This window comes from Streptomyces sp. NBC_01478 (genome assembly GCF_036227225.1).
Taxonomy (GTDB): domain Bacteria; phylum Actinomycetota; class Actinomycetes; order Streptomycetales; family Streptomycetaceae; genus Streptomyces.
Window position 1 is genome coordinate 1,613,535 of record NZ_CP109444.1, and the last position, 26,468, is coordinate 1,640,002.

The 26,468-nt window shown below is 71.9% G+C and carries 23 protein-coding genes; 16 read left to right on the plus strand and 7 right to left on the minus strand.

The window, feature by feature from the left end:
• The first annotated feature begins 89 nt into the window (after positions 1 to 89).
• The 10 genes from OG223_RS07325 to OG223_RS07370 all read left to right on the plus strand — a co-directional run bounded on the left by OG223_RS07325 (position 90) and on the right by OG223_RS07370 (position 10,511).
• The gene (locus tag OG223_RS07325) at positions 90 to 800 is read left to right on the plus strand and encodes an alpha/beta hydrolase (protein ID WP_329244059.1); all 711 of its coding nucleotides are present in this window, start codon (positions 90 to 92) and stop codon (positions 798 to 800) included.
• Positions 797 to 1,642: a sulfurtransferase gene (locus tag OG223_RS07330; protein WP_329244061.1), complete on the plus strand. Its 846-nt coding sequence runs from the start codon at positions 797 to 799 to the stop codon at positions 1,640 to 1,642. Before OG223_RS07325 ends, OG223_RS07330 begins: the two co-directional genes overlap by 4 nt.
• Positions 1,639 to 2,520 (plus strand): ABC transporter permease, encoded by an 882-nt coding sequence (locus tag OG223_RS07335; protein WP_329244064.1) that lies wholly within the window; start codon positions 1,639 to 1,641, stop codon positions 2,518 to 2,520. The genes OG223_RS07330 and OG223_RS07335 overlap by 4 nt, the downstream gene beginning before the upstream one ends.
• Before the next feature lie 2 nt (positions 2,521 to 2,522).
• The gene (locus OG223_RS07340; RefSeq protein ID WP_043666515.1) at positions 2,523 to 3,239 is read left to right on the plus strand and encodes an ABC transporter ATP-binding protein; all 717 of its coding nucleotides are present in this window, start codon (positions 2,523 to 2,525) and stop codon (positions 3,237 to 3,239) included.
• Positions 3,236 to 4,204, plus strand: coding sequence for an ABC transporter substrate-binding protein (locus tag OG223_RS07345; protein ID WP_329244070.1), 969 nt, complete (start codon positions 3,236 to 3,238; stop codon positions 4,202 to 4,204). Before OG223_RS07340 ends, OG223_RS07345 begins: the two co-directional genes overlap by 4 nt.
• Positions 4,205 to 4,228: 24 nt before the next feature.
• Positions 4,229 to 5,329: an LLM class flavin-dependent oxidoreductase gene (locus OG223_RS07350; protein ID WP_329244072.1), complete on the plus strand. Its 1,101-nt coding sequence runs from the start codon at positions 4,229 to 4,231 to the stop codon at positions 5,327 to 5,329.
• Between the two features lie 43 nt (positions 5,330 to 5,372).
• Complete coding sequence (locus tag OG223_RS07355; protein ID WP_329244075.1) at positions 5,373 to 6,380, plus strand: ABC transporter substrate-binding protein; 1,008 nt, start codon at positions 5,373 to 5,375, stop codon at positions 6,378 to 6,380.
• A complete protein-coding gene (locus OG223_RS07360; RefSeq protein ID WP_329244077.1) occupies positions 6,377 to 7,483 on the plus strand; it encodes an acyl-CoA dehydrogenase family protein in 1,107 nt (368 codons plus the stop codon). Before OG223_RS07355 ends, OG223_RS07360 begins: the two co-directional genes overlap by 4 nt.
• Positions 7,484 to 7,511: 28 nt before the next feature.
• Complete coding sequence (locus OG223_RS07365; protein ID WP_329244079.1) at positions 7,512 to 8,894, plus strand: FAD-binding oxidoreductase; 1,383 nt, start codon at positions 7,512 to 7,514, stop codon at positions 8,892 to 8,894.
• 195 nt (positions 8,895 to 9,089) lie between these two features.
• The gene (locus tag OG223_RS07370; RefSeq protein ID WP_329244082.1) at positions 9,090 to 10,511 is read left to right on the plus strand and encodes a family 2B encapsulin nanocompartment shell protein; all 1,422 of its coding nucleotides are present in this window, start codon (positions 9,090 to 9,092) and stop codon (positions 10,509 to 10,511) included.
• 13 nt (positions 10,512 to 10,524) lie between these two features.
• On the opposite strand, the gene OG223_RS07375 is transcribed toward OG223_RS07370, so the two are convergent.
• From OG223_RS07375 to OG223_RS07400, 6 genes are read right to left on the minus strand one after another with little or no spacing between them, the layout of a single operon-like run.
• Positions 10,525 to 11,439: a PfkB family carbohydrate kinase gene (locus tag OG223_RS07375; protein ID WP_329244087.1), complete on the minus strand. Its 915-nt coding sequence runs from the start codon at positions 11,437 to 11,439 to the stop codon at positions 10,525 to 10,527.
• Entirely contained in the window at positions 11,436 to 11,609 is a 174-nt protein-coding gene (locus tag OG223_RS07380; protein ID WP_329244090.1) for a hypothetical protein, read from the minus strand. Before OG223_RS07380 ends, OG223_RS07375 begins: the two co-directional genes overlap by 4 nt.
• The gene (locus OG223_RS07385) at positions 11,606 to 12,610 is read right to left on the minus strand and encodes an ADP-ribosylglycohydrolase family protein (RefSeq protein ID WP_329244092.1); all 1,005 of its coding nucleotides are present in this window, start codon (positions 12,608 to 12,610) and stop codon (positions 11,606 to 11,608) included. The genes OG223_RS07380 and OG223_RS07385 overlap by 4 nt, the downstream gene beginning before the upstream one ends.
• Before the next feature lie 40 nt (positions 12,611 to 12,650).
• Positions 12,651 to 13,358 (minus strand): GntR family transcriptional regulator, encoded by a 708-nt coding sequence (locus OG223_RS07390; RefSeq protein ID WP_329244095.1) that lies wholly within the window; start codon positions 13,356 to 13,358, stop codon positions 12,651 to 12,653.
• Complete coding sequence (locus OG223_RS07395; RefSeq protein WP_329244098.1) at positions 13,355 to 13,909, minus strand: cysteine hydrolase family protein; 555 nt, start codon at positions 13,907 to 13,909, stop codon at positions 13,355 to 13,357. The genes OG223_RS07390 and OG223_RS07395 overlap by 4 nt, the downstream gene beginning before the upstream one ends.
• A complete protein-coding gene (locus tag OG223_RS07400) occupies positions 13,906 to 15,387 on the minus strand; it encodes a purine-cytosine permease family protein (RefSeq protein ID WP_329244101.1) in 1,482 nt (493 codons plus the stop codon). The genes OG223_RS07395 and OG223_RS07400 overlap by 4 nt, the downstream gene beginning before the upstream one ends.
• A gap of 199 nt (positions 15,388 to 15,586) precedes the next feature.
• On the opposite strand from OG223_RS07400, the gene OG223_RS07405 reads away from it, so the two are divergent.
• From OG223_RS07405 to OG223_RS07420, 4 genes are all read left to right on the plus strand, one after another.
• A complete protein-coding gene (locus tag OG223_RS07405) occupies positions 15,587 to 16,786 on the plus strand; it encodes a cytochrome P450 (RefSeq protein WP_329244104.1) in 1,200 nt (399 codons plus the stop codon).
• Between the two features lie 156 nt (positions 16,787 to 16,942).
• Positions 16,943 to 18,166 (plus strand): cytochrome P450, encoded by a 1,224-nt coding sequence (locus OG223_RS07410; RefSeq protein WP_329244105.1) that lies wholly within the window; start codon positions 16,943 to 16,945, stop codon positions 18,164 to 18,166.
• Positions 18,167 to 18,296: 130 nt separating this feature from the next.
• Positions 18,297 to 19,079: a polysaccharide deacetylase family protein gene (locus tag OG223_RS07415; RefSeq protein WP_329244107.1), complete on the plus strand. Its 783-nt coding sequence runs from the start codon at positions 18,297 to 18,299 to the stop codon at positions 19,077 to 19,079.
• 157 nt (positions 19,080 to 19,236) lie between these two features.
• Positions 19,237 to 19,899: a YceI family protein gene (locus OG223_RS07420; RefSeq protein ID WP_329244110.1), complete on the plus strand. Its 663-nt coding sequence runs from the start codon at positions 19,237 to 19,239 to the stop codon at positions 19,897 to 19,899.
• Between the two features lie 7 nt (positions 19,900 to 19,906).
• Here the strand turns inward: OG223_RS07420 and OG223_RS07425 are convergent, their stop codons facing one another.
• The gene (locus tag OG223_RS07425; RefSeq protein ID WP_329244113.1) at positions 19,907 to 21,514 is read right to left on the minus strand and encodes an amidohydrolase; all 1,608 of its coding nucleotides are present in this window, start codon (positions 21,512 to 21,514) and stop codon (positions 19,907 to 19,909) included.
• 270 nt (positions 21,515 to 21,784) lie between these two features.
• Here OG223_RS07425 and OG223_RS07430 point away from each other — a divergent pair, with 270 nt between their 5' ends.
• Positions 21,785 to 24,676, plus strand: coding sequence for a helix-turn-helix transcriptional regulator (locus OG223_RS07430; protein ID WP_329244116.1), 2,892 nt, complete (start codon positions 21,785 to 21,787; stop codon positions 24,674 to 24,676).
• A 160-nt stretch (positions 24,677 to 24,836) separates the two neighbouring features.
• Positions 24,837 to 26,459 (plus strand): S53 family peptidase, encoded by a 1,623-nt coding sequence (locus OG223_RS07435; RefSeq protein ID WP_329244118.1) that lies wholly within the window; start codon positions 24,837 to 24,839, stop codon positions 26,457 to 26,459.
• Positions 26,460 to 26,468: the final 9 nt, after the last annotated feature.

Below are 26,468 nucleotides of genomic sequence, written 5' to 3' on the forward strand. Positions count from 1 at the left end.
CTGACACGTGACGGCGGCTCCGGCCTGCACTCTTTCTCCCCCTTCGTTCGATTCCCCTCCCCTTGCCCCTCGTTGGGAGCTGTCACCCCATGCCCTCTTCCTCCGTCTCGTCCTGGGACGAACCCGAAGGCCTCGCCGCGCGCGGCACGTTGATCGTGCTGGCCGGGCGGGGCGAACACGGCGGTGTCTACGAGCGGTTCGGCCGCCGGCTCGGCTTCGACGCCTACCGCGTCCGCGCCCTCGGTGACCCGACCGCCGACCCCGCCGTACTGGAGCAGGCCGCCAAACTGCTCGCCGACGAGTCGCTGCCCGGCCCGAAGGTGCTGGTCGGCTCGGACACCGGCGCGCGCTACGCCCTTCAGCTCGCCGCCGAGCAGACCGCGGGCGTCGACGCGCTGATCCTCGCCGGGCTGCCCACCGGGGCCTGGACTGCGGGCAGTTGGGAGGAGGAGGCCGCGGCGCGCACCGCCTGCCCGACCCATCAGGGGCGCCTCACCAACGACTCCGAGTTCCGCCGGGGCGCCATCGACAGCGCACCCGAGCTGCCCGAACCGAATCCGGACCTGGTGCGCGTCCCGGTCCTGGCCCTGCACGGCCAGGCCGACACGATCAGCCCGCTCGACCGGGCGCTGAGCGTCTACGCCGGTCACCCGAACGTGCACACCGTGACCTTCGTGGACGGCCGGCACGACGTCCTCAACGACGCCCTGCACCGCACCGTCGCCGCCACGGTCGTCCTCTTCCTCGAACGGCTCCGCCTCTCCTCCGAACTTCCCGCGATAGCCGAGGAGTTGACATGAGCCCCCGTGTGACGACCACCGTCGCCGAGCTGACCGAGCTCCTCGGGTCCGAGCGGCCGCCCGTGCTGCTCGACGTCCGCTGGGCCCTCGGCGATCCCCACGGCCGCGACCACTACGCGGACAGCCACATCCCGGGCGCGGTCTACGTCGACCTGGACACCGAGCTGGCCGCACCGGCGAGCCCCGAGGGCGGCCGGCATCCGCTCCCCGACCTCGCCCAACTGCAGGAGTCCGCCCGCCGTTGGGGCATCGGGAGCGGACGATCCGTCGTCGTCCACGACGACCTGGGCAACACGGCGGCCGCCCGCGCCTGGTGGCTGCTGCGCTATGCGGGAGTCACCGAAGTGACCCTGCTGGACGGGGCGTTGGGCGCCTGGCGCGCGGCGGGGCTGCCGCTGGAGTCCGGGATTCCCGCCGATCCGGCCCCGGGTGACATCGTGCTCAGCGCGGGCGCACTGCCGATCACCGATGCCGACGGGGCCGCCGAACTCGCCGTGTCCGGGGTGCTGTTGGACGCGCGTGCCGGTGAGCGCTACCGGGGCGAGGTCGAGCCGGTGGACCCGCGTGCCGGCCACATTCCGGGGGCCGTGTCCGCGCCGACCGGGGAGAACCTGGCGGCGGACGGGACCTTCCTGTCGCCCGAGCTGCTGCGCAAGCGGTTCGAGGAGCGGGGTGCCGGTGCCGCTTCACGCATCGGCGTGTACTGCGGGTCCGGGGTCACCGCCGCGCATCAGATCGCGGCGCTGGAGATCGCCGGGTTCGAGGCGACGCTCTTCCCCGGTTCCTGGTCCGCCTGGTCCGCCGATCCCGCGCGGCCGGCCGCGACGGGAGACCGGCCATGACGACGAAACCCCTGAACTCGGCCGTGCTGCCCGCGCAGTTGGCGCCCGCGGACACCCCTCAGCCGGCCGCGCGCGTCACCATTCGCGGCCGGACGAAGACCGCCCGCCGCTTCACCGTCCCCCGTTCCGTACGGCGTGCCGCCGGACCCGTCGGGCTCGTCCTGCTCTGGTTCCTGACGTCCGCCACCGGGGTGCTCCCCGAGTCCGTGCTGGCCTCCCCCGTCGACGTCATCCGGCAGGCGGTGGACCTGACGAAGAACGGTGAACTGCCCAGCGCCATCGCCGCGTCGGGCCGCCGTGCCGCCATCGGCTTCCTGATCGGCGCGACGGTCGCACTGACGCTGTCGCTGGTGGCCGGGCTGTTCCGGCTCGGCGAGGACGTCATCGACTCCTCGATGGGCATGTTCCGGGCGATCCCCTGGGTGGGTCTGATCCCGCTGTTCATCGTCTGGTTCGGCATTGAGGAGACCCCGAAGATCGCGCTGGTCGCGCTCGGGGTGACGTATCCGCTGTACTTCAACATCTACGGCGGCATCCGCTCCACCGACGCCCAACTCGTCGAGGCCGCACGGATGATGGGGCTCGGCCGGTTCGGTCTGATCAAGTACGTGATCCTGCCGAGCGCGCTGCCCGGGGCACTCGTGGGCCTGCGGTACGCGCTGTCCACCGCGTGGCTGGCGCTGGTCTTCGCCGAGCAGGTCAACGCGGACGCGGGGCTCGGCTATCTGATGAGCAACGCCCAGCAGTACTTCCGTACGGACGTCATCGTGCTGTGCCTCGTCGTGTACGCGCTGCTCGGGCTGGCCTGCGACTTCGCCGTACGGATCCTGTCGCGCCGGCTGCTGACCTGGCGGGCCAACTTCGAGGGTGAGGCGTAGAGATGGCCAACTCCGTTGAGATACGCGGGCTTTCGCGGGCCTTCGACGGCAACACCGTGCTGCACGCGCTCGATCTGGACATCCGTGAGGGCGAGTTCGTGGCCCTGCTCGGGCACAGCGGCTGCGGCAAGTCGACACTGCTGCGGATTCTCGCCGGACTCGACGACGAGATCGGCGGCGAGGTGACCGTGCCCGCGCGGCGCAGCGCGGCCTTCCAGTCGCCCAGGCTGCTGCCCTGGTTGAAGGTGTGGCGCAATGTCGTGCTCGGGCTGCCGGGTCGCCCGGACCGGGATCTCGCCCTCAAGGCGCTCGACGAGGTCGGCATCGCGGAGCGCGCGACCGTCTGGCCCAAGACGCTGTCCGGCGGTCAGGCGCAGCGCGTCTCGCTCGCCCGCGCTCTGGTCCGTGAGCCCGAACTCCTGTTGCTGGACGAGCCGTTCGGCGCCCTGGACGCGCTGACCCGGGGCAAGGTGCAGGCGCTCGTCGCCGAGCTGTGGCGGCTGCACGGGTGCGCGATCCTCCTGGTCACCCATGACGTGGAGGAGGCGCTGCTGCTCGCCGACCGGGTGCTGGTGATGGACGAGGGCCGTATCGCCCACGAGTTGACCGTCGACCTGCCCCGTCCCCGTGATCTGACCGCCCCCGAGTTCGTGACCCTGCGCGCCCGCCTCCTGAACTGGCTCGGCGTGACCCGCACCCTGGAAGGAACCCCCTCGTGATCCGCAGAATCGCCGCCGCCACCCTGAGCCTGACCTCCCTGCTGGCGTTGAGCGCCTGCGGCGCCGACTCCTCGGCGGACACCGCCTCCGGCAAGCAGGTCACCCTCACCATCGGCGACCAGGCCAAGACGCTCCAGACGATCATCGCCGCCTCGGACGCGCTCAAGGGCGCCAAGTACAAGGTGAAATGGGCCGAGTTCCAGGGCGCGGCCCCGCTCTACCAGGCCGTGCAGGCGGACGCCGCCGACACCGGGTTCTCCGCCGACCTGCCCGCGCTCCAGGCGCTCAGCGGCGGGGTCAAGATCAAGAACGTCGCCGCCCTGAAGAACGACGGCACGCACGTCGGGATCGTCGTCCGCAAGGACTCCGGCATCGACAGCGTGAAGGACCTCAAGGGCCAGAAGGTCGTGGTGTCCTCGGCGAAGGGCAGCGTCTCGGAGTATCTGCTGGCCAACGTCCTCAAGCAGAACGGGCTCAGCTACAAGGACGTCAAGGTGCAGTACCTGCTGCCGACCGACGCGCAGGCCGCGTTCGCCTCCGGGAAGGTCAAGATCTGGGCGACGTTCGGCGTCTACCAGGCCGTCGGCCTGGAGCAGGGCGGCCGGCTCCTCGTCGACGGCGGGGACGGCCGGGTCAGCGGCATCGGCTTCATCAACGCCTCCGAGAAGGCCCTCGCCGACTCGGCGAAGAAGACGGCCCTTTCCGACTTCCTCCAGCGCCTGAGCACGGCACTGAAGTGGACCAGCACCCACCAGGACGCGTACGCGAAGGCCATCGAGCAGCGCAACGGCGCCGACGCCTCGGTGGCGAAGACGCTCGCCTCCGCCGCCTACAGCCAGGTGCTGCCGGTCACCTCGGACGTCGACACGACCGTGCAGCAGGTGGCCGACCTCATGAACAGCATCGGGGTCCTCGACCCGAACGTGGACGTGGCCAAGACCACCGACACCTCCCTGCTCAAGTGACCTTTGCTTCTTAGGAGTTCGCTCATGCCTGTCGAGTTCATCAGCGCCGTCCACACCGACGCCGGGGCCCCGGGTCCCGCCGCCGCGAGCCGGATCGGCTTCGACATCGACCACCTCCGCAAGTACGCCCGCACCCTCGACGACGGCGGCTTCGACCACACCCTGGTCGCCTACCACTCGGCCTCGCCCGACGCCTTCCAGGTCGCCCAGTTCGTCGCGACCCACACCGAGCGGATCCGCCCGATCCTGGCGCACCGGCCGGGCGTGATCTTCCCGACGCACGCGGCCCGCGCCCTGGCCACGCTGGACCGGATCAGCAACGGCCGGCTGACGCTGCACATCATCTCCGGCGGCAGCGACGAGGAGCAGCGCCGGGAGGGCGACTACCTCAACAAGGCGGAGCGGTACGAGCGTTCGGACGAGTACATCCAGATCCTGCGGAAGGTGTGGCAGGCCGAGGGGCCCGTCTCGCACGAGGGCAGGCACTTCAGGTTCGAGGGCTACTACTCGGACGTGAAGCCGGTGAACGGGCTGGTCCCGATCTCGGTCGGCGGCTCCTCCCAGGACGCGTACCGGGTGGGCGGCCAGCAGGGCGACATCTTCGGCCTGTGGGGCGAGCCGCTGAAGGAGACGGCCGAGCAGATCGCCGCCGTCAACGCGGTCGCGGACGCCGCCGGGCGCCCCCATCCCCGTATCTGGGTGTCGTTTCGGCCGATCATCGCGCCCACCGAGGAACTCGCCTGGGAGAAGGCGCACCGCACCCTCGGCGTCCTCAAGGACCAGGCGAAGGAGGCCGAGTCGCTGCGCCATTACCGCACCACCGGCCGCCCGGCGAACGTCGGCTCGCAGCGCCTGCTCGACATCGCCGAGCGCGGCGAGGTCCAGGACCGCTGCCTGTGGACCGCCCCCGCCGTCGCCACCAACGCGGCGGGTGCGTCAACTGCCCTTGTGGGCACGCCCGAGACGGTCGCGCAGGCGCTGCTCGACTACGTCGACATCGGCTGCGACCTGCTGTCGATCCGCGGCTACGACCCGCTCAACGACGCGATCGACTACGCCCGGCACGTGCTGCCGCTGGTCCGCCAGGAACTCGCCCACCGGGCGAGCACCGCACAGGCCGCCTGAACCACCTCTCCTTCCTGATTGCGAACTCCCCTATGGAGACTCCGTGTTGTTCCGCCATTCCCTGCGCGCGTCCGCCGCCGCCCTCGCCCTGCTGCTCCCCTTCGCCGCCGCCTGCGGAGGCAGCGCGAAGGCCGAGTCCTCGTCCGACGTCTCCTCCGTGACCCTGCGGGTCGGCGACACCGGCTGGAAGGTCGGCGAGGCCGTCCTCGAGTACGCCCATCTCGACGACACCCCGTACAAGGTGAAGTGGAACCTCTTCCAGGGCGGCGACCTGCAACTCCAGGCCATGCGCGCCGGAGCGCTGGACCTGGCCTCCTCCAGCGAGATCCCGCCCATCTTCTCGGCCGCCGACGGCAGACCGAACTTCAAGGTCGTCGCCGTCCAGCGCGGCACCACCCTCAACCAGGAGGTCATCGTCCCCAAGGGCTCCAAGGTGACCGACATCGCCGGCCTGAGGGGCAAGAAGGTCGGCTACGTCCAGAACACCACCGCCCACTACTTCCTCTACGAGCTGCTGAAGCAGGCGGGCCTCACGTGGTCGGACATCGACGCCAAGCCACTGCTGCCCAACGACGGCCTCGCGGCCCTGAACGGCGGCTCCATCGACGCCTTCGCCTCCTACGGCACGTCGGTCATCACCGCCCACCAGCAGGGCGCCCGCACGGTCGGCTCCGGCGCGGACATCCTCTCCGGCAACTTCCTCTGGTCCGCGCGTGACAGCGTCCTGAGGAGCCCCGCCCAGAAGGCCGCCGCGGCCGATCTGATCGCCCGGATCACCAAGGCGTACGCCTACGTCCGCGACGGCCACGAGGACGGCTTCGCGAAGGTCACCGCCGAGGCCACCCACCAGCCGCTCGCGCAGGCGAAGTCGGATCTGCTCGCCGCGCAGAAGCAGCGCCCGACGCAGGCCAGGACGGTCGGCGACGACACGATCGCCTCCCAGCAGAAGGTGGCCGACGCCTTCACCGAACTCGGCGCGCTCAAGAAGCACCTGGACGTGAAGTCGTTCTGGACCACCGCACTCAACTCCGACCTGAAGAAGGCCCTGTGACCGCCCGCATCGCCGAACTGGCCACCGGCTACGACGAGTCGGGCGCCTTCCCCGCCGACTCCCTGCGGATCGCCCACGAGGCCGGGCTGCTCACCGCGACCATCGGGGAGCGGTACGGCGGCCGGGGCGCCCGGGTCGAGGAGAGCGCGCGCATCCTCCACCGGATCGGGCAGGGCGACCCGTCCGTCGCCCTGATCGCGGCGATGACCCTCAACACGCACGCCCGGCAGGCCGTACAGCCGCACTGGCCGGGCGAGTTGTACGCGCGTGTGGTCAAGGAGTCCTTCGAACGGCCGGTGCTCGTCAACCACGCGCGGGTGGAGCCGGAGTTGGGCTCCCCCGCGCGCGGCGGCCTCCCGTCGACGCTCGCCCGGCGCACTCCGGACGGCTGGTCGCTGAACGGCACCAAACGCTTCGTGACCGGCGCGGAGGGCCTGGACTGGTTCCTGGTGTGGGCCACCACCGACGAACCGGAGCCGCGCGTCGGCACCTTCCTGGTGCCGGGCGGCTCCCCGGGTATCGAGATCACCGGCCGCTGGGACCAGTTGGGGCTGCGGGCCAGCGGCAGTCACGACGTGACGTTCCGGGACGTGGAGATCCCCTACGAGCACGTCATCGGCATCGGCCCGCACGGTGCGTCGGCCGAGCAGGACAACCGGGCGGGCGCCGCGCTCCATCTCCCGCTCGCCGCCCTCTACTTGGGGGTGGCACGGGCGGCGCAGTCGTTCTTCCACACGTTCGCCCACGAGCGCGTGCCCGCCAACCTCGGCCATCCGGTGGCCCGTACGGAACGGTTCCGCAGGACCGCCGGAGAGATCGAGGTGCTGCTCTCCGCCGCCGAGCAGTTGGTGTTCGACGGCGCCGCCCGGGTGGACTCAGGCGACTCCGCGTACACCCCCGAACAGGCCCTCGGGGCACGGGTGCTGGCCGACCGGCACGGCGTCCGCGCGGTGGAGCTCGCGGTACGGCTGCTCGGCAATCCCGGGCTCGCGCGGGGCAATCCGTTGGAGCGGCACTTCCGGGACATCCAGTGCGCGCCGGTGCACGCACCCCAGGAGGACATCTCGCTGCTCGCGATCGGCACGAAGGCGTTGAATCCGTGAAGGCACGCACAGTGAAGGTACGCATCCGGTGACCACAGCTCCCCCGACCGCTCCCACCGCCGCCGCCCGGCTCCTCGGTCTGCTCGCCCGGGATCTGCCGCCCGATCAACTGGCCACGGAACCACGGACGTTGGCCGCGCACGCCACGGACCGTTCGGGCACCCGCCCGGACGGTGTCCCGCTCGCCGTGGTGCACGCACGGCGCACCGAGGACGTGACCGTCACGCTCCGGCACGCGAACGCGCTGGGCGTGCCGGTGGTGCCGCGCGGTGCGGGCACCGGTCTGTCGGGCGGGGCGTCGGCCGGCGAGGGCGTGCTCGTCCTCGACCTCTCCGGGATGAACCGGGTCCTGGAGCTGTCGGTCGACGACCAGCTCGCGGTGGTCGAACCGGGCGTGATCACCGCCGAGTTGGACCGGGCGGCGGGCGAGCACGGGCTGCGGTACGCGCCCGATCCGGCGAGTGCGGCGATCTCGACGATCGGTGGGAACATCGCGACCAACGCGGGCGGGCTGCGGTGCGCGAAGTACGGGGTGACGCGGGACAGCGTGCTCGGCCTGGAGGCCGTGCTCGCCGACGGGACGGTGGTCACGACCGGCCGCCGTACCGTCAAAGGGGTCACCGGTTACGACCTCACCGCGCTGCTGACCGGCTCCGAGGGCACCCTCGCCGTCATCACCTCGGCGACCCTGCGGCTGCGCCCGGTGCCGGTGGCGACGGCCACGGTCGCAGCCTACTTCGACTCGTTCGAGGCGGCGGCCGAGGCGTCGTACGCGATCGGGCGGGCCGGGGTCGTACCGGCGCTCGCGGAGCTGCTCGACGGGCCGGTGCTGCGGGCCGTAGATCCGGCGCTGGGCGAGCGCGGGGCGGCGCTGCTGCTGGTGCAGTGCGACGGGGCGGGGGCGGGCATCGAGGCGGAGCAGGTCGCGCGGGTGCTGGCGCCGACGGCCTCCTCCGTGGAGACCACGACGGACCCGGTCGAGGCGGAATCGCTGCTGGCGGCCCGCCGGCTCGCCCTGCCCGCGCTGGAGGAGTTGGGCCGGCCGCTGATCGAGGACATCGCGGTGCCCCGCTCGCGGCTCGCGGAGGCGGTCCGCGAGATCCGCCTCATCTCCGCCCGTCACGACGTGCCGGTCTACACCCTCGCGCACGCGGCGGACGGCAACCTCCATCCGATCATCGTGGTCGATCCCGCCCTGGACCGGCTGCCGGACGCGGCCTGGGAGGCGGCCGGCGAGATCTTCGCGCTCGCGCTGCGGCTGGGCGGGACGCTCACCGGCGAGCACGGTGTGGGAGTGCTGAAGCGGCAGTGGGTGGCGGACGAACTCGGGCCCACCGCCCACGCGTTGCAGCGGCGGCTGAAGGAGGCGTTCGATCCGCGGGGCATCCTCAACCCCGGCAAGACCCTGTGAGCGGGGCTCGACCGGACCCCCCGAACGGGTGAAGTCGGGTCAACCGGGGGTGGTGCGGGGGGGCACGTGCGAGCGGCATGTGCCTCGACCGCCGTCATCGTCCATCACTCGTGGTGACCGATGACGGGTAGCTGTACGCACGGAATGTGACGGGAGCAGACACTCCGTCAACCGTGCGACAGGAGAGAAGGCACCATGTCGGTCGACACCGGTACCGCGCCCGAGGCGGGCGCCGAGGAGCGGGAACAGCAGAGCCTCGGTACCGCCGCGGCACGCACTCTGGCGACCACGACCAAGTCCGAACCGCAGATGCAGGGCATCAGTTCACGGTGGCTGACCCGCATGCTGCCCTGGGTGAACGTGCCCGGCGGCACCTACCGCGTCAACCGCCGGCTGTCCTACACCCGGGGCGACGGACGGGTCACGTTCGTCCAGACCGGCGCCCAAGTGCGGGTCGTCCCGGCCGAGTTGAGCGAACTACCGCTGTTGCGCGGCTTCGCGGACACCGACGCGCTCGGCGCGCTGGCCGAGCGGTTCGAGCAACGGGAGTTCGCGCCGGGTCAGTTGATCGTGGAGGCGGGCCGCCCCGCCGACCAGGTGTTCCTGATCGCGCACGGCAAGGTGGAGCAGCTCGGGGAGGGTCCCTACGGCGACGAGGCGGTCGCCGGTCTGCTGGCCGACGGCGACACCTTCGGCGGCCAGGTGCTCGGCGACCCGGACGGCACCTGGGAGTTCACGGCCCGCGCGGCGACGGCCACCACGGTACTGACGCTGCCGCACTCGGCGTACCAGGCCGTCGCGGAACGGCATCCGGCGCTGAGCGCGCACGTCGAGGCGCTCGGCGCGGACGACCGCGGTCCGCTCAACACCTTCGGCGAGGCGGCGATCGCCCTGAGCGCCGGCCATGTGGGCGAGCCCGATCTGCCGGCCACGTTCGTGGACTACGACCTCGCTCCGCGCGAGTACGAACTCAGCGTCGCCCAGACCGTGTTGAAGGTGCACAGCCGCGTCACCGACCTCTACAACCAGCCGATGAACCAGACCCAGCACCAACTCCGGCTCACCGTCGAGGCCTTGCGTGAGCGGCAGGAGAACGAGCTGGTCAACAACCGGGAGTTCGGGCTGCTGCACAACGCCGACTACGACCAGCGGATCTCCACCCACTCCGGGCCGCCGACCCCCGACGACCTCGACGAGCTGCTGAGCATGCGGCGCGACACCCGCTTCCTGTTCGCCCATCCGCGGACGATCGCCGCGTTCGGCCGCGAGTGCAACAAGCGGGGCGTCTACTTCAGCGGCATCGACGTCGGCGGCCACCATCTGCCCGCCTGGCGCGGGGTGCCGCTGCTGCCGTGCGGCAAGATCCCGGTCAGCGCGTCCCGTACGTCGTCGATCATCGCGATGCGCACCGGCGAGGACGACCAGGGCGTGATCGGCCTTTACCAGACCGGCATCCCGGACGAGCTCGAACCGGGCCTCAACGTACGGTTCATGGGCATCAACGAACAGGCGATCATCTCGTACCTGGTGAGCACCTACTTCTCGGCGGCGGTCCTGGTGCCGGACGCGATCGGCATCCTGGAGAACGTCGAGGTCTCCCGCCGGGACGGCAACTGACGGCGAGGGAAGGCTAGTTCAGGAACGCGTCCAGTCGTGCCGCGTCCGGTGCGGTCGCCGGGCCCGGTGCGGTGACGGCCAGGGCGGCGCCCGCGTTGGCCCGGCGGGCGGCGGCCACCGGGTCGAGGCCCTGGGCCAGGGCGGCCATGAACACGCCGGTGTGCGCGTCGCCCGCGCCGTTGAGGTCGACGGCGTCCACGGCGAACCCCGGGACGGTGACGAGGCGTTCGCCCTGGCGCAGGAGACAACCGTCGGGGCCGGTACGGACGAGCACCGAGCCGCGCCCCAGTTGGGACTGGAGGGCGCGGGCGGCTTCGGCCGGATCATCGACGCCCGTGAGCAGCGTGGCCTCACGGGCGTTGCAGCTCCACCAGTCCGAGCGGGCGAGCAGCGACTCCAGTGCGTCGCGGGGGATTTCGTCCGCCAACGGCCCGGGGTCGGTGACCACCGTGACGCCCGGGTCCAGTCGGGCCAGGAGGTCGAGCAGGGCCGCCCGGTTGCCGTCGTGGAGCAGGCCGTATCCGGTGAGGTACGCCAAGTCGCCCGCGCCGGGCCGGAGGTCGGCCAGGTCGGCCGGGGTGAGGGTGGCCTCCGCGCCGGGGCTGGTGACGAAGGTGCGCTCGCCGTCCGTGTCGACCAGGCAGACCACGAAGCCGGTGTCCGGTGCCGGGCGCGGTGCGAGCAGGACGTCGATGCCCTCGGCGCGCAGCGCGGCGCGGGCCCGGTCACCGAAGGGACCGGTGCCGTGCGCTCCGGCGTAGGTCACGGGGAGTCCCTGGCGGGCGGCGGCGGCCATGACGTTGAAGCCGCCGCCCGGGGTGCGTTCGGTGCGGGTGGCGAGGACGTCGCCGCCGCGCTCGGGGAGGGCGGGGATCTCCAGGACCAGGTCGACGACGACGTTGCCGAGGTGCCAGAGCCGCCCGCTCACGACCGCTCCCGCAGGACGAGCGTGGCCGTGACCGTGGCATCCAGGTCGACCACGACAGTGCCGAGATACCAGAGCCGCCCGCTCATGCCCGCACCCGCAGGTCGCAGGGCTGCCCCCGTGGCATCCAACTCGACGATGACGTTGCCGAGGCGCCACAGCCTGCCGCTCACGACTGTCCCCGCAGACGGAGCAAGGCTGCCGCCGTGGCGTCCAGGTCGAGCGCCGGGTTGACGCGTACAAGCGTCTCGCGCGCGTCGGCCGGGAAGGCGTCCACTCCGTGGCAGGCGCCGCCGATGGCCCCCGCGATCGCGGCGATGGTGTCGCAGTCGCCGCCGACGGAGGCGGCGAGCAGCGCGGCCCGCCAGGGGTCGTCGGGGCAGGCGGCGAGGACGGCGAAGGCGGCGGGCACGGACTCCTGCGTGGCGAGGCTGGTGCCGACCAACGCGTAGACGCGCTCGCAGAGTTGGGCCTCGGTGAGGCCGCGCGCCAGCCCGGTCGCCCAGACGATCCGCTCGGCGACGTCGGCGGCGGCCACCCAGTGGCCCCGTCCCGCCGCCAACCGGGCCGCCGACACGGCCACTTCGACGGCCTCGGAAACCGACGCTCCGTCAAGTCCCGCGCTCACGGCGGCCGCCACCGCCGCGGCACCGGCGAGCGCGACCCCGGTGTTGTGGGTCAGGCTGCTGGCCTCCACCACCCGGTCCACCAGAGCCGCCGGGTCGGCGGCCGACACCGCGATGCCCACGGGCGCGATCCGCATCGCGGCGCCGTTGGTGGTGCCGTACCGCCCCACCTCGTCGACCGGGGTGCCCGCGAGGACCAGTTCCACCGCCCGCTTGGTGGACGGTCCGAGGAGGTCGAGCGAGCCGCGGGCCCGCATGTCGTCCTCCCAGGCGACCAGGCGCCGGGCGAGTTCCGCCGGGTCGATACGGCCCTTGCCGTCGAGCAGCAACTGGGCGAGGAGCAGGGCCTGTTCGGTGTCGTCGGTGACCGCTCCGGCCGGCATCCCGGCGGCGAGCGGATGATCCGGGGCGGCCGGTTCGAAGCCGGTCAGGAACGCGCCGTAGCGTGCCGTGATCCGGGGGCGGGACAGCATCTGGGTGGGCATGCCGAGGGCGTCGCCGAGGGCGAGCCCGTGGAGGGCTCCGGTGGCGCGGCTCTGGAGGGTCATGGGCACTTTCCGGGGCAGGGGTCGGCTTCCGGGGCGTGGGTCAGCCGAATTCGAGGGTCAGTTGGAAGTGGTCGGGGTCGAGGAGGCTCACGACATGTTCGACGAAGGAACCGTCGGCCGCGCGGCTGGTCCGCCGTGTGTCGAGGAACCAGTCACCCGCCTCGCGGCGCAGCAGCTCCGCCTCCCGTCCGTCGATCCGGCGCCCGCTCACCCGCTGCTCACCGTGGTCGGGCCGCAGTCCGGCCCGCAGCATCACCTCGGTCAGCGACTCCTCCCCGAGGCCGCGCGCGGCCAGGTCGCGCACGCCGGGCACGGGCGGCAGGAAGCTGCGTTCGTACGACACGACGACCGCGTCCGCCGCGAGTTCCCGTATCCGCTCCACGCACACGAACTCGCAGGTGTTCAGGGTGAGTTGACGTGCGAGTTGTTCGTCCCGCCTGGCGTCCACCGTGAGGGTGCGGACCCGGGTGTCGATGCCCTGGGTGGCCAGCGCGTGGGCCCAGCCGAGGCGGTCGTCGAGGGGGCGGCCGTCGAAGAGGACGTAGGAGCCCTTGCCGGTGCGGGTGGCGATCAGGCCGGCCTCGCTGAGTTCGGCGAGGGCCGCGCGGACGGTCGTACGGCTGACGCCGAAGCGTTGGGCCAGGGCGTGTTCGCCGGGCAGTTGCTCGCCGGCGGGGCGGTGGCCGCCGCGGATCTCCTTGGCGAGGACCTCGGTGATCCGCTGGTGTTTGAGCCGGACGCCGGTCATGAGGTCTCCCCGACCGCCTCGGCGATGGTGACCACCCGGATCAGCGGCCGGTAGAGGTCCATGACGTGCAGCGCCTTGACGTGGGAGTCGTCGTCCACGCCGGCGCAGGCATCGGCGACGACCAGGACCTCCGCTCCGGCGTCGGCGGCGGCGAGGGCCGTGGACAGCACGCAGCAGTCGGTGCTGACGCCGGCGAGGACGAGCCGGCCGGTGGGGGCGACACGTTCGGCGAGTTCCGGGGTCCACTTGCCGAAGGTGGGCGCGTCCACCAAGTGCCGTGCCCGGGCGGCGAATTCATCGGTCAACTGCCAGAGCGGGGCGTCCGGTGGCTGGAGGGCGAAGGGCCACTGGTCGTAGTAGGCGCGCCAGGCGCCCTCGGGCTTCGCGGGGGCCAGGAAGCGGGTGAAGGTGACCCGTTCGGCGAAGGCCGGCAGCAGGCGTCGTACGCCTGCCGCCGCGTCGGCGAAGCGGGGGGTGGCCCAGGGGCTGTCGGGTTCGGCGAAGACGCGCTGCATGTCGATGACGGCGAGGTGACCGGGTGCGGTGGTCATACGGCGGGCACCGCCTCCGGGCTCGCGGCCTGCCGCTCCTGGCGCTGGACCCGGGCGCGGCCCAGGGCGAGGGTGCCGAGGAAGCCGAGGGCGAGTGCGGCCAGGACGCCGAGGTTGGCGTAGGCCCAGGCGCCGGACTTGCCGCCGAGGCCGAGCGGGTCGAGCAGATAGCCCTGCCAAGTCAGCCAGCTCGCGGCCGTGTTGGTGACCAGGCCCCAGCCGATCGCGGTGGCGGCGAGGGTGAGGAGGAGGGGTGTGAGTGCTACGTCGCCGTAGCGGCCGGTCGGTCGGAAGAGGTCGGCCTCGTCGTAGTCGCGGCGGCGCAGGGCGAGGTCGGCGAGCATGATGCCGCACCATGCGGCGATGGGGACGCCGAGGGTGGTGAGGAAGCCCATGAACTGGCCGAGGAAGTTGTCGGCGAAGAACACGATGTAGATCGAGCCGGCGATCATCAGGACGCCGTCGACGAGCGCGGCGAGATAGCGCGGTACCCGGAGGCCGGCCGAGAGGAGGGCGAGGCCGGAGGAGTAGATGTCGAGGACCGCGCCGCCGACCAGGCCGAGGACGGCGACCACGGCGAAGGGGACCAGGAACCAGGTGGGCAGGATCGTCGTGAGCGCGCCGATCGGGTCGGCGGCGATCGCCTTGTTGAGCGCGCTGGAGGAGCCGGCCAGCAGCAGGCCGAAGACCAGCAGGAGCAGCGGGGCGACGGAGGCGCCGAAGGTGGTCCAGCCGATCACGCCTCTGCTGGACGAACTCCGGGGCAGATAACGGGAGTAGTCGGCGGCGGCGTTGACCCAGCCGAGGCCGAAGCCGGTCATCATGAAGACCAGCGCGCCGATGAACTCCTGGGCGGAGCCCGCCGGCAGGGCGCTGACCGTGTTCCAGTGGATGTGGTCGGCGACGAGGGCGATGTAGACGACGGTGAGCACGGCGGTGACCACGGTGATGACCGTCTGGAGCCGCATGATCAGGTCGAAGCCCATGACTCCGCCGACGACGATGAGCGCGCCGACGATGATCAGTGCGACCACCTTGGTCTCCGTGCCGCCGCCCCAACTGAGTCTGTCGAACACGGTCGCGGTGGCCATGGTCGCGAGGGCGGTGAGGACGGTCTCCCAGCCGACGGTGAGGACCCAGGAGATCACCGACGGCAGCCGGTTGCCGCGCACGCCGTAGGCGGCGCGGCTGAGCACCATCGTCGGCGCGGAGCCGCGCTTGCCCGCGACCGCGATGAAGCCGCAGAGCAGGAAGGAGAAGACGATCCCGATCACACCGGCGACGAGCGCCTGCCAGAAGGAGATCCCGAAGCCGAGCGCGAACGCGCCGTAACTCAGGCCCAGGATCGAGACGTTGGCGCCGAACCAGGGCCAGAACAGGGTGCGCGGGGTGCCTTTGCGCTCGGCGTCGGCGATCACGTCGAGGCCGTGTGTCTCGACCTGGAGCTGCCGGGACCGGGAAGTCTGTGAGTCCGCCATCGTCGACCTACCTGTCTAGACGTGTTTAGTAGAAGCTAGGTCGGGTGCCGGCGGGCGTCAAGGGGGCGCGGCGGACGTTCCGCTCATCGGCACAGCACGCGACAGGGCACCGGCCGGTCAGCAGGCTGTGCCCATCGGTCGGGGCGTCAGGCGTACCGCACACGGGTGCCGCGCTTCCGCACTGTCGAAGGGGGCCGCCATGGAGTCGTCCGGGACGCGTCAGGGGTACGGCGAAGCCGCCCGCACTCCCCGCGGGGTCCTCCCCCGCGTCCGCGACCCGTTGGCTCTGCTGAGCGCGGAGTTCGACGGCGTCCACGACGTGTGGCGCTCGGCCGCGGGCACCGTGTGTGTGGCCGGGCCGGAGTCGGCCCGGGCGGTGCTCGGCAACCGGGACGGGACCGTCGTCGACATGTCCGACTTCTACCGGACCCGGCACGGGGACTTCGGGCCGCGTGCGGCGCAGATCCGGATCGGGCGCGCGGCCCGCGCCCTGATGCGTCGTCATCTGGACGCGCGAAGGGCGGAGTTGCCGGGTCTCGTCGCCGAACTCCTCACCCCCGGCGCCGTCTGGCCGGACGCCGGGAACCTGCTCGTCCTCCGGCATCTGCGGGACCTGCTGCTGCACCGGGACGCGCCACCCCAACTGCACACCACCGTCGAGCGGATCGTGCGCCGAGCGGTCCTGGCGGGCGCGCGGCGCCGCCACTCGCCGGCCTCCCGGCTGCTCTTCCGGCGCCGTGCGCTGAGCGTGCTGCACGCAGAAGTGCGCACCCGGCAGCGTGAGTTGACGGGACCGCGCGAACCGCGCGACCTGCTCGACGTGGTGGTGGGCGAGAGCGAGCCCGGGGCCGATCCGAAGGATCTCGCCGAGGTCTATCTCTCCTTCCTGTTCGCCACCGTCGGCTCGGTCGGCTTCGCGCTCGGCTGGTCGGTGTATCTGCTCGGCACGCACCCCGACTCCCTTGCCGCGAAGCCGAGTTGGGTGGTGCGGGAGGCGTTGCGGCTGTGGCCGGTGGCGTGGCTGTTCGCCCGGACACCAAGCCGTGCGCAGGACCTGGGCGGGACCGCGGTGACCCCGCGCGACCAACTCGCCGTCTGCACCTATCTGGTGCACCGGCATCCCGGGTACTGGGAGCGGCCGGACGAGTTCGTGCCGGAGCGCTGGGCGGAGGGCGCGCCGGACTCGGCGTATCTGCCGTTCGGGCACGGGCCGCACACCTGCGCCGGGGCGACCGTCACCATGCGGCTGCTCGAAGATCTCGTCGAACTCATCACCCGTGACCGGCGGTTGTCGGTCACCCCCCATGACGGCGCCGGTCCTCAGGTGGGCCCGGCGCTCGCTCCACCGCGTTTCACCGCGGTGCTGAGCGCCCGCCCCGGCTGTCCCGGAAGGAGGTGAACGCGCATGCACTCCCTGTATCTCAAGGCGAAGTCCGTCCTCAACATCCGAGGCTCGTACGGGCAGTTCTGGTACCTGTACCACCACATCTGACCGGCCCGGCGCGGGGAGCCACCGAGCGGCCGGCTCCCCGCGCCCCACGAGGGGACGCTCATCATGACCACACCGCAGCACCCCGAGGACTTCCTGCACTCCATCCGTACGCGCAGCGCCGCCGAGGACGGGATCTTCTGGGTCGACGACACCCGGCTCGGTGTGTTCGAACCGGAGGCCGCGCGCCGGGTCAGTGCCGAGAACTGGCATCGGTTCGTCCTGCACGACCGGCTGATCGACATGCTGCGGCGACGGCGCAGTCCCGAGGTGCGGTGGAGCGAGATCCGTTCCGCCTGGCTCACCCAGTTGCACACGCTGTCCACGCCGGAGCACCACGGCAGCCTGGTCGATCGCATGCAGCGGATCATCGACGAGCGGCTCGGCGAGGGCGTGGACCTGGTCATGCTCACCCAGGACGTGGCGCTGCGGTCCATGCTGCCGGTGGCGCTCTCGGGCCTCACGTCGAGTGAGGCCGAAGTGGTGCGCCGGGACCTGGAGTTGAAGCTGCTGCGGCTCGTCTCGCCCGAGCCGGCGGGGGTTTGGCACCATCTGAAGTTCATCGCCGTACAACTGCGGTCCGGGCTCGTCGTGCGCAGGGTGCTGCGGCAGCGCGCGGACGGCAGGCGGGGGCGCGAGCTGGACCTCGCCGATCCCTTCGTCGACCTGTTGCCCCGCCTCGGCATGGACCGCGCGCTGGACGTGGTGACCACCGTCCTCACCGCGATCGGCGGGCCGCCGGGCACCGCCGCCGCGAGTCTGCTGTACGAGTTCGTCCGGCATCCCGAGTGGCAGGAGCGGCTCACCGAGGAGCTGAGCGCCGTGGATCCGGTGGCGTTCCGTACGGCTCCGACGCACGCGGCGCCGGTCACGCACCGGTTCGTGAAGGAGGTGCTGCGGCTGTGGAGCCCGCCGTTGCTGCTGGTGCGGCGTACCAAGTTCCCCTTCGACTTCGGCAAGGCCCGGCTGGAGCCCGGCGATTGGTATCTGCTGAGCCCGCATCTGATCCACCGTGACGAGCGGGTCTGGAAGCAGCCGGACGTCTTCGACCCGGACCGCTTCCTGCCGGGTGCCCCGCACGGGCCGGCGGACCGCTCGTGTTACGTGCCGTTCGGCTGGGCGCCCAAGAAGTGCGTCGGCGCCAACATCGGGACGGTCCAACTGATGGCCCTGTGCCACCTGTTGTGCACCCGCTACCGCCTGACCGTCGACCGTCCCGAGAGTCTCACGATGGCTCTGCGCTTCGCCCCGGTCCCGGAGGACTTCCGCGGCCGCCTCGCCCTGCGCTGAGCAAGATCGCCGTCTGTCCCGGAACTCACGCGGAATTGTCCGTGGTCCGTAACAGAGGGATCCTTCCGCTCGTTTATCCCGTCCTGACGAATGCACGGAACAGGGCAACAGGACAGGGAACAGGGCTGACATGGCACGGCATGGCGGGCGGGGATGGTACGGCCGGGTACTCGCGGCGGCGGTCGGGGTGACGGCGGTGGCGGCGGCCACCTCCGTGTGGACCGCGCAGGCCGGGGTCGTCGACGCGCAGCGGAACGGAGCCGACGCCCGTCCCGGCGCTGCGAGTTCGGCCCCGGCCCGGGTGGCGACCGTCTCGGAGGAGATCGTGCACGCCTCCGACAAGGGCGCCCACGGCGTCAACATCACCATCGACGACGGGCCGGACCCGACCTGGACGCCGGAGGTGCTCCAAGTCCTGCGGGAGAACGGCGTAAAGGCCACCTTCTGCATGGTGGGCACGCAGGCCGAGGCCCACCCCGACCTGGTCAAGGCGGTCGTGGCGGCCGGGCACCGGCTGTGCGACCACACGGTCTCGCACGACACCACGATGGACAAGAAGTCCGAGGCCTATCAGTCGAAGGAGATCCTGGACGCCGCGAGCATGATCACCAAGGCGTCCGGTGGTGTCCGCCCCGAGTACTACCGGGCGCCGGGCGGCGCCTTCACGCCGTACAGCCGGCATCTCGCCGCTTCGCAGGGGATGCGCCCGCTGGGCTGGAACGTCGACTCCAAGGACTTCGAACTCCCGGGCACGGACGCCATCATCGCCACCGTCAAGACCGAAGTGCCCAACGGGCCGACCATCCTGTTCCACGACGCCGGCGGCGACCGCTCCGAGACCGTGGCCGCGCTGCGCGAGATCCTGCCGTGGCTGAAGCAGCAGGGTTATTCGTTCGGGTTCCCGGTGCGCTGAAATGGCGCTCACTGTTTTTGGGTGACGAATATGTGTGGGAAATGTGCCAACGGTCGGCGAGGTAGCAGCATTTAAGCGTGTCAGTGCCGATTCGCGCTGCTGTCGATTCGCCATGAAGGCTTGCGGCGATATCAGGCGTGCAGTAACTACGTGATACATGAACCTGTTCAACCGTGCTGCGCCCCTCCGCCGCTCGGCACCCCCCGCCACCGCCCCGCAACGCCCGGCCGCCCCACCGGCCTTCACCTCCTCCGGCCTGCCCGATCCCGACCTGGCGGCGCTGACCGGAGAGTGGATGATCGACCCCGCGCACAGCCGGATCGGCTTCTCCGTCCGGCACGCGATGGTGACGACCGTGCGCGGGTCTTTCGCCGAATACAAAAGCCGGCTCTACTTCGACGGCGGCAACCCCGCCCGTTCGCGGGCGGAGATCGTGGTGTCCACCGGCAGCGTCGACACCGGCGTGGAACAACGCGACGCGCACTTGGTCGGCCGTGACTTCCTGGACTCCGCCACGTTCCCCCGGATGCGGTTCGCCAGCACCGCCGTGCAAATGGCCGGCAACGATGTCTATCGCATGCTCGGTGACCTCACCATCAAGGACGTCTCCCGTCCCGTCGTCCTGGAACTCACCTATATCGGCCATGTCACCGACCCGTTCGGCTACGAGCGCGCGGGCTTCGACGGCACCACCACCATCGACCGCTCCGACTGGGGTCTGACCTACAACTCCCGGCTGGCCGAGGGCGGTGCGATGGTGAGCGAGAAGGTGCGGCTCCAGTTCGACATAGCGGCGATCCGTACGGCGCCGACCGACTGACGGAGCGTCACCGCCCGACGAACCGGCCGCCGACGATCGTGTGGACCGGGTTCAGGTCGCGCAGGGCCTCGCTCGGGCAGCGGGCGGGGTCCTGGTCCCAGACGGTGAGATCGGCGAGGCGGCCCGGGGTGAGGGTGCCGCGCAGATCCTGATCGCCGCACAGGCGGGCCGCGTTGACCGTGTGCAGGGTGACGGCCTCGTCGTAGGTGATGGCGTGTTCGGGGCCCTTGACGCCGATGACGGTCTGGCGGGTGGTCATGCCCCAGACGGAGCGCATCGCGCCGAACTGGCCCACGGGGAAGTCCGATCCGGCGCTGACCTCGGCGCCCAGGTCGATCCAGCCGCGGGCGGGGAAGAGCCGGGCGACGCGCTCCGGGCCCCAGAAGCCCTCCTCGACCTCGGCGGTGTCGTGCAGCAGCGGCTGCTGGATGGTGACGGGGATGCCCAACTCGACGGCGCGGGCCCGCTGTTCGGGTCCCGCCAGGCCGCCGTGCTCCATCACCAGCGTGCCGGCCGGCAGGCCCGGATTGCGGGTGAGGACACGCTCGTAGGCGTCCAGGAGGGTGCGGACCGCGCGGTCGCCGTAGGCGTGGGTGCCGACCCGCCAGCCGCGCCGGACCACGGCCTCGACGGCCTCGACCAGCGCGTCGGGCTCCCAGGTCAGCGTCCCGGAGAAGGCGTGGTCACAGGCGTACGGCTCCTCGGTCGCGCCGGCTTCGAGGCCGCCGTCGAGCCCGAACTTCACGCCCCACACCCGCAGCGCCGGGTCGGAGCCGGCACGCCAGTCCTCCATGGCGTCGAGCAGCTCCTCCACCTGGGCCGCGCCGGTCATGCCGAGCGCCGAGACCAGGGCGCGGACCCGGATGCCTAGCGCTCCGGCCTCGCGGGCGACCAGGAGGACGGCGTAGTCCTCGGGGCTGACCGCGCAGTCGCGCACCGTGCCGATGCCGGTGGCGGCGTACTGGGCGGTCGCGAGCCGCAGCCCGTCGATCCGCTGCGTCCGGTCCGGTCCCGGCACGAGGCGCTCCACCAACCCCATGGCGTTGTCGATCAGCCGCCCGTCGAGCCTGCCGTCGGCGTCGCGGCCGATGACACCGCCCGGCGGGACGGGGGTGTCCTCGGTGATGCCCGCCAGGCGCAGCGCGTAGCTGTTGACGATGTCGTTGTGGCCACCGCGCTTGACCAGGACGGGGTGTCGGTCGGTGGCGGTGTCGAGTTCGGCCGCGGTGGGCATCCGGCGCTCGGCGAGGTTGAGTTCCTGCCAGTTGGTGGTGGTGCGGATCCACTCGCCCTCGGGGGTCGCCTTGGCCCGCTGCCGGATCAGGTCGAGGAACTCGGGGATGTCATGGGCCTGGTGGACGGGCACGTCGTACGCGCCGAGCGCCGCGTAAATGAGGTGCGTGTGGGTGTCGTCGAACGCGGGCAGCACCGTGGCGCCGGGCAGGTCGTGGACCGTGGTGTGCGGGCCCACCCAGGCGTCGAGTCCGTCCGGGTCCGGCGAGAGGGCCGCGATGCGGTCGCCCCGCACGGCCAGCGCCCGCTGCGGTGCCTGGCCGGGCACCAGGGTGTGGATCGCGTCGGCCCGGATCACCAGGTCCGCTCCGTGATCGGTCATCGTTCTCTCCCGCTTCTTCGCGACATCCGCTGACCAGGTTTTTGTACGACCGATCTGCCGGTTCGCACGTATTTGGCGGCTCGTGAAGCAGGAAATACGACACTCCCACCTCCTCAAATGGAGATCATGCGCCAATCGACGGACATCGACACCGCACCCCTCCCGGGCACCGTTCGAGCGCACGGGGCCGGTCCCCCACCGCGGACCATGATTGACAAGGCGATTCCGCAACGGTTGTCATGAACACTTGCCGAGATCCCCGAGGACACCATGGACGTACGGTCATTGAGCGGGCGCCGCGAGCTGCTCGACGCCGCCGGGGCCGAGTTGACGGTCCGTCACGGAGTGCTTCTGTACGGTCCCGCCGGGATCGGCAAGTCCGTGCTGGTGGCCGCCTTGATGGCATCCTCGGCCGCTCATGTCCGGCCGTCCGGAACGGTGTTGCACTGCTCCCCCGCCGAGGAGGACGCCCGGCTCCCGTTCGCCGGGCTCGTCGACCTCTTCGCCCGGGTGCCGGAGAGCTGCCTGGCGGACTTGGCACCCGAACCCCAAGTGGCGTTGCGGGCGGCCCTGTTGCACGGCCGCGAACCGGACGGCGACCGCGACCGGCTCGCGGTACGCGTCGCCGTGCTCGGCGTACTGCGCACCCTCGCCGCGACCGGCCCCGTGCTGCTGGTCCTCGACGGCCTCCAGTGGCTCGACGAACCGACCGCCGAGATCCTCGCCTTCGTCGTACGCCGGGTCGAGGGCCTCGACGTCCACGTCGTGGCCGCCGAGCGGGTGCCCGAGGGCGAGCAGCCCGAACGGCCGCACTGCTGCCCGCCCGGCACCGTCGAACTGCCGGTGCCGCCCCTGACGGACGACGAGGTGGCGCGGCTTCTGCCCACCGATCTGCCACCGGCGGTGCTGCGGGCCGTCCAGGACACCGCCGCCGGAAACCCTTGGTACGCACTGGAGTTGGGACGGGCGGCCCCACGCGACGGGACATCCGTCGGCCTGGGCAGGACCCCGCCCGTGCCCCGCCGGCTGCGCACCCTGCTCCTGGACCGGGCGCGCACGCTGCCGGAGACCGCGCTCCGCACCCTCCTCGTCACCAGTGCCGCCGCTCGCCCCACGCTCACGTTGCTGCGTGCCGCCGGATTCCACGACCCCGCCGCGGACCTCGCGGAGGCGGAGCGGCTCGGTGTCGCGACGGCCGACGCCGACGGGACCGTGCGCTTCGGGCATCCGCTGATCCGGGCCGCCGTCTACGCCGACGCTCCGGAGCAGGACCGCCGACAGGCGCACGCGCTGCTGGCCCGAGCGGTCACCGAACCTGTGGAGCAGGCACGGCACTTGGCGCTCGCCCACCCGTACGAGGACGAGACCACGGCCCGCACCCTGATGGCGGCGGCGGAGTCCGCCCGTCGCGACGGCGAGCCCGAAACCGCCTTCGAACTGGCCGGGCTCGCGGCCCGGCGCACACCCGGCGACCGTCCTGCCGAGCGCGCCGACCGCTTGCTGGCGGCGGCCGAATACGCCTGTGACGCCGGGCAGTTGGAGGAGGCGGGGCAGGCGGCCGAGACCGTGCTCGCCGGCTCGGGCTCCGCCCGGCAGCGGGTCCGGGCGCGGCTGGTCCTGCTGCGCAACGCCGGACAGGCCCTGCAGGGTGCCCATGCCCTGATCGAGGAGGGCCTCCAGGACGCCGACGGCGACCCGGAGGCGGAGGCCTGGCTGCACCACTGGGCCGCCGTACGGGGCCTGCTGTGCGGGGAGTTGGAGGACGCGGCCCGGCATGCCCGGCGCGCGGCACGGCAGGCGGCGGTGGCCGGTGACACGGACACCCGGATCGGGGCGCTCGCCACGCTGGCCCGCGTGCGTTCGCTGGGCGGCGAACCGGTCGCCGCCGACCGCGCGTTGGCGGAGGCGCTCGCGCTGACCGGGGGCGCCGGTGCCGGACCGGAGAGCTGGGGCCTGATCCGGATGCGGGCGATCCTCGCGCTGGACTCCGACAGAGTCACCGAGGCGCAGGAGCGGGTGACCGAACTCCTCGCGGAGATCGGGGAGTTCGCCGGGGTCGAGGAGGTCATGGCGACCCTGGTGGCCCTGACCCGGATCCAAGTGCGCGCCGGGCACTGCCGCGAGGCGCTGCGCACCGCCGCCCGCTGCACCCGCGCCGTGGCCGAGACCGGCGTACAGGCCGCTCCGGCGCTGTACGCGGCGGCGCTGGCGGCGACCGCCGGTGGCACGGCCGACGAGGCGCGGCGGCTCGCCGAGCAGGCGGTGCGGGCCTCGGAGGCGGACGGTGACCGGCTGTTCCTGCTGCGGGCGCTCGCGGTGCTGGGGCAGGCCGAGTTGCTCGTCGGTGACCCGCGTGGAGCCGCGGCGGCGGTCGAGGCCTTGCAGCGCGTCAAGGAGCTCGGCGCGGCCATGTCCGCCGCCGATCCACCCCTGCTGCACTGGTACAGCGATCTCGCCGAGGCCCTGGTCGTGCTGGGTGAGACGGACGCGGCCGGGGCCGTGATCGACGAGGCACGCGAGCGGGTGTCCGTCGACGCGCCGGGCAGTGTGCTCGCCGCGCTGGAACGGGCGGAGGGGCTGCGTGCGGCGGGGCTCGGCCGGGCGAGGGAGGGGGCGGTGGGGCTGCGGCTCGCCGTGGAGCGGTTGCGTCAACTCCCGTTGCCCGTGGACCTCGTACGTACCCTGATCGCGCTCGGCGCGGTCGAGCGCCGGGCCCGGCACCGGAACGCGGCACGCACCGCCCTCGGTGAGGCGCTGGAGACGGCGACGCGGATCGGCGCCGTTCCGCTGGCGGCGCGGGCCAGGGACGAACTGGCCCGGCTGGAGGCCGGCGACCGGGACGGCGAGGGGCGCCCCGAACTCACGCCCACGGAGGCCAGGATCGCCGAACTCGTCGGCGGCGGGGCCACCAACAGGGAGGTCGCCGCCGAGCTGTTCATCAGCGTCAAGACGGTCGAGGGCACGCTGTCGCGGGTCTACCGCAAGGTCGGCGTCCGCTCGCGCACCGCGCTCGCGCATGCCATGGCGGTCGCCGTCATCGCGTCCGGCGCGGCGACCGTGAGTGTCGGCGACGACGACCAACAGCAGTCCACCGCACAGGCGGTGACGATCAGTCAGCCTGGCCGCCTCCGGGCTCCCCGCGCGCTCGACAACCGCCGCTGACCGCTCACCCGCCGTTCCGCACGCAATCCGCGGTTCACGTGACATCCGCAGTTAACACGCGACGCAAGGGTTCCCCCGCTTATGCGGGTGGGGCTGATGTTCCTACGGTGAAGCCGTTCCGCTTCCGGGACAGCAACCCCCCACTCCTCGGAGGATCTCCGTGACGTCACGCCTGAAGCTGGTCGGCCTCGTCGCCGTACCGGCCCTGCTCGCCGCCGCCGTCCCCAGCGCCTACGCCGCCGCCCAGCCGCACACAACGCGCGCCGCCATCACGGGAGATGTCCTCAAGGGCCTGGGCCACGACGCGGCCCGCACCGGCGCCGTCTCCGCGTCGAAGCGGATATCGGTGGCCATCAGCCTGACGCCCAGAAACGACAAGGCGCTCGACACCTTCATCGCGAACGTCAGCAATCCGCGGTCGAGTTCGTACGGCCACTATCTGACGAAGGCTCAGTTCGCGGCCCGGTTCGGCCGGACCGACGCCGAGGTCAAGCAGGTCAAGGACTTTCTGCGCGCCCAGGGTCTCACCGTCGGCAAGGTCCACTCGGGGAACCTGCTGGTCGACGCCAGCGGTACCGCCGCCCAGTTGGAGAAGGCGTTCGGCACCAAGCTGTCGACGTGGAAGGACGCCAGGTCGGGCCGCGCCTTCTACGCCAACGAGACCGCGCCCACCCTGCCGACCGGCATCGCCGGCCTCGTCAGTGACGTGACCGGCCTCAACAACCGCGCCCAGTTGCACCGCCAGTCGACCTCCACCGTCGCCCCGCGCAACGGCCCGGACGGCGGCTACACCCCGGCGCAGCTCAAGGGCGGCTACAACGTCTCCGGCACGTACACCGGCAGCGGCCAGAAGATCGCGCTGCTGGAGTTCGACGGCTTCCAGCAGGCCAACATCACCAAGTACGACACCAACTACAGCCTGGGTTCGCCCACTCCGACCGTGTCGAAGGTAGACGGCGGTTCCGGCGCGCTCGGTGACGGTCAGGTCGAGGTCGAGCTGGACATCGAGGTGCTGCACGCGATCGCCCCGAAGGCGAACGTCACGGTCTTCGAGGGCCCGAACTCCGACGCCGGTGAGGTCGACACCTACCAGGCCATCGTCGACAGCGGCATCCCGACCACCTCGATCAGTTGGGGTGCCTCCGAGAGCCAGCGCACCACCTCCAACATCAACGCCGTGGACGCCGTGTTCAAGGCGGGCGCTGCCGAGGGCCTCGGCTTCTACGCCGCCTCCGGCGACGACGGCTCCGACGACGCGGGCGACGGCACGACCACCGTCGACTTCCCGGCCAGCGACCCGTACGTCACGGGCGTCGGCGGCACCAAGCTGACCGTCACCTCCGCCAACGCGTTCAGCAAGGAAGTGGCCTGGTCCGGCGGTGGCGGCGGCAAGTCCTCCGTCTTCAAGATCCCGAGCTGGCAGACCGCGGTGCAGAAGAGCGCCGGCGGCGGCTACCGCCAGGTTCCGGACGTCTCGGCGCACGCCAACCCCAGCCCCGGCGTCTCCATCTACTCGCAGGGCACCTGGACCTCGGTCGGCGGCACCAGCGCCGCCGCACCCGAGTGGGCCGCGTTCGGCGCGCTCTACAACCAGCAGGCCGCAGCGGCCGGCAAGGCCAACCTCGGCTTCGCCAACCCCGCGCTCTACACGGCGAGCGGCACCGGCTTCCACGACATCACCAGTGGCAGCAACGGCGCCTACTCCGCGGCCACCGGCTGGGACTTCACCACCGGCTGGGGCTCCTACAACGCGGCGACCCTGGCGACCAAGCTGCTCGGCTGACCGCCTGTG

Excerpts from the sequence above, each read along its gene's own strand:
- OG223_RS07325 (WP_329244059.1), top strand. The coding sequence starts at position 90 with ATGCCCTCTTCCTCCGTCTCGTCCTGGGACGAACCCGAAGGCCTCGCC.
- OG223_RS07330 (WP_329244061.1), top strand. The coding sequence starts at position 797 with ATGAGCCCCCGTGTGACGACCACCGTCGCCGAGCTGACCGAGCTCCTC.
- OG223_RS07335 (WP_329244064.1), top strand. The coding sequence starts at position 1,639 with ATGACGACGAAACCCCTGAACTCGGCCGTGCTGCCCGCGCAGTTGGCG.
- OG223_RS07340 (WP_043666515.1), top strand. The coding sequence starts at position 2,523 with ATGGCCAACTCCGTTGAGATACGCGGGCTTTCGCGGGCCTTCGACGGC.
- OG223_RS07350 (WP_329244072.1), top strand. The coding sequence starts at position 4,229 with ATGCCTGTCGAGTTCATCAGCGCCGTCCACACCGACGCCGGGGCCCCG.
- OG223_RS07370 (WP_329244082.1), top strand. The coding sequence starts at position 9,090 with ATGTCGGTCGACACCGGTACCGCGCCCGAGGCGGGCGCCGAGGAGCGG.
- OG223_RS07385 (WP_329244092.1), bottom strand. The coding sequence starts at position 12,610 with ATGACCCTCCAGAGCCGCGCCACCGGAGCCCTCCACGGGCTCGCCCTC.
- OG223_RS07390 (WP_329244095.1), bottom strand. The coding sequence starts at position 13,358 with ATGACCGGCGTCCGGCTCAAACACCAGCGGATCACCGAGGTCCTCGCC.
- OG223_RS07395 (WP_329244098.1), bottom strand. The coding sequence starts at position 13,909 with ATGACCACCGCACCCGGTCACCTCGCCGTCATCGACATGCAGCGCGTC.
- OG223_RS07400 (WP_329244101.1), bottom strand. The coding sequence starts at position 15,387 with ATGGCGGACTCACAGACTTCCCGGTCCCGGCAGCTCCAGGTCGAGACA.
- OG223_RS07405 (WP_329244104.1), top strand. The coding sequence starts at position 15,587 with ATGGAGTCGTCCGGGACGCGTCAGGGGTACGGCGAAGCCGCCCGCACT.
- OG223_RS07410 (WP_329244105.1), top strand. The coding sequence starts at position 16,943 with ATGACCACACCGCAGCACCCCGAGGACTTCCTGCACTCCATCCGTACG.
- OG223_RS07415 (WP_329244107.1), top strand. The coding sequence starts at position 18,297 with ATGGCACGGCATGGCGGGCGGGGATGGTACGGCCGGGTACTCGCGGCG.
- OG223_RS07420 (WP_329244110.1), top strand. The coding sequence starts at position 19,237 with ATGAACCTGTTCAACCGTGCTGCGCCCCTCCGCCGCTCGGCACCCCCC.
- OG223_RS07425 (WP_329244113.1), bottom strand. The coding sequence starts at position 21,514 with ATGACCGATCACGGAGCGGACCTGGTGATCCGGGCCGACGCGATCCAC.
- OG223_RS07430 (WP_329244116.1), top strand. The coding sequence starts at position 21,785 with ATGGACGTACGGTCATTGAGCGGGCGCCGCGAGCTGCTCGACGCCGCC.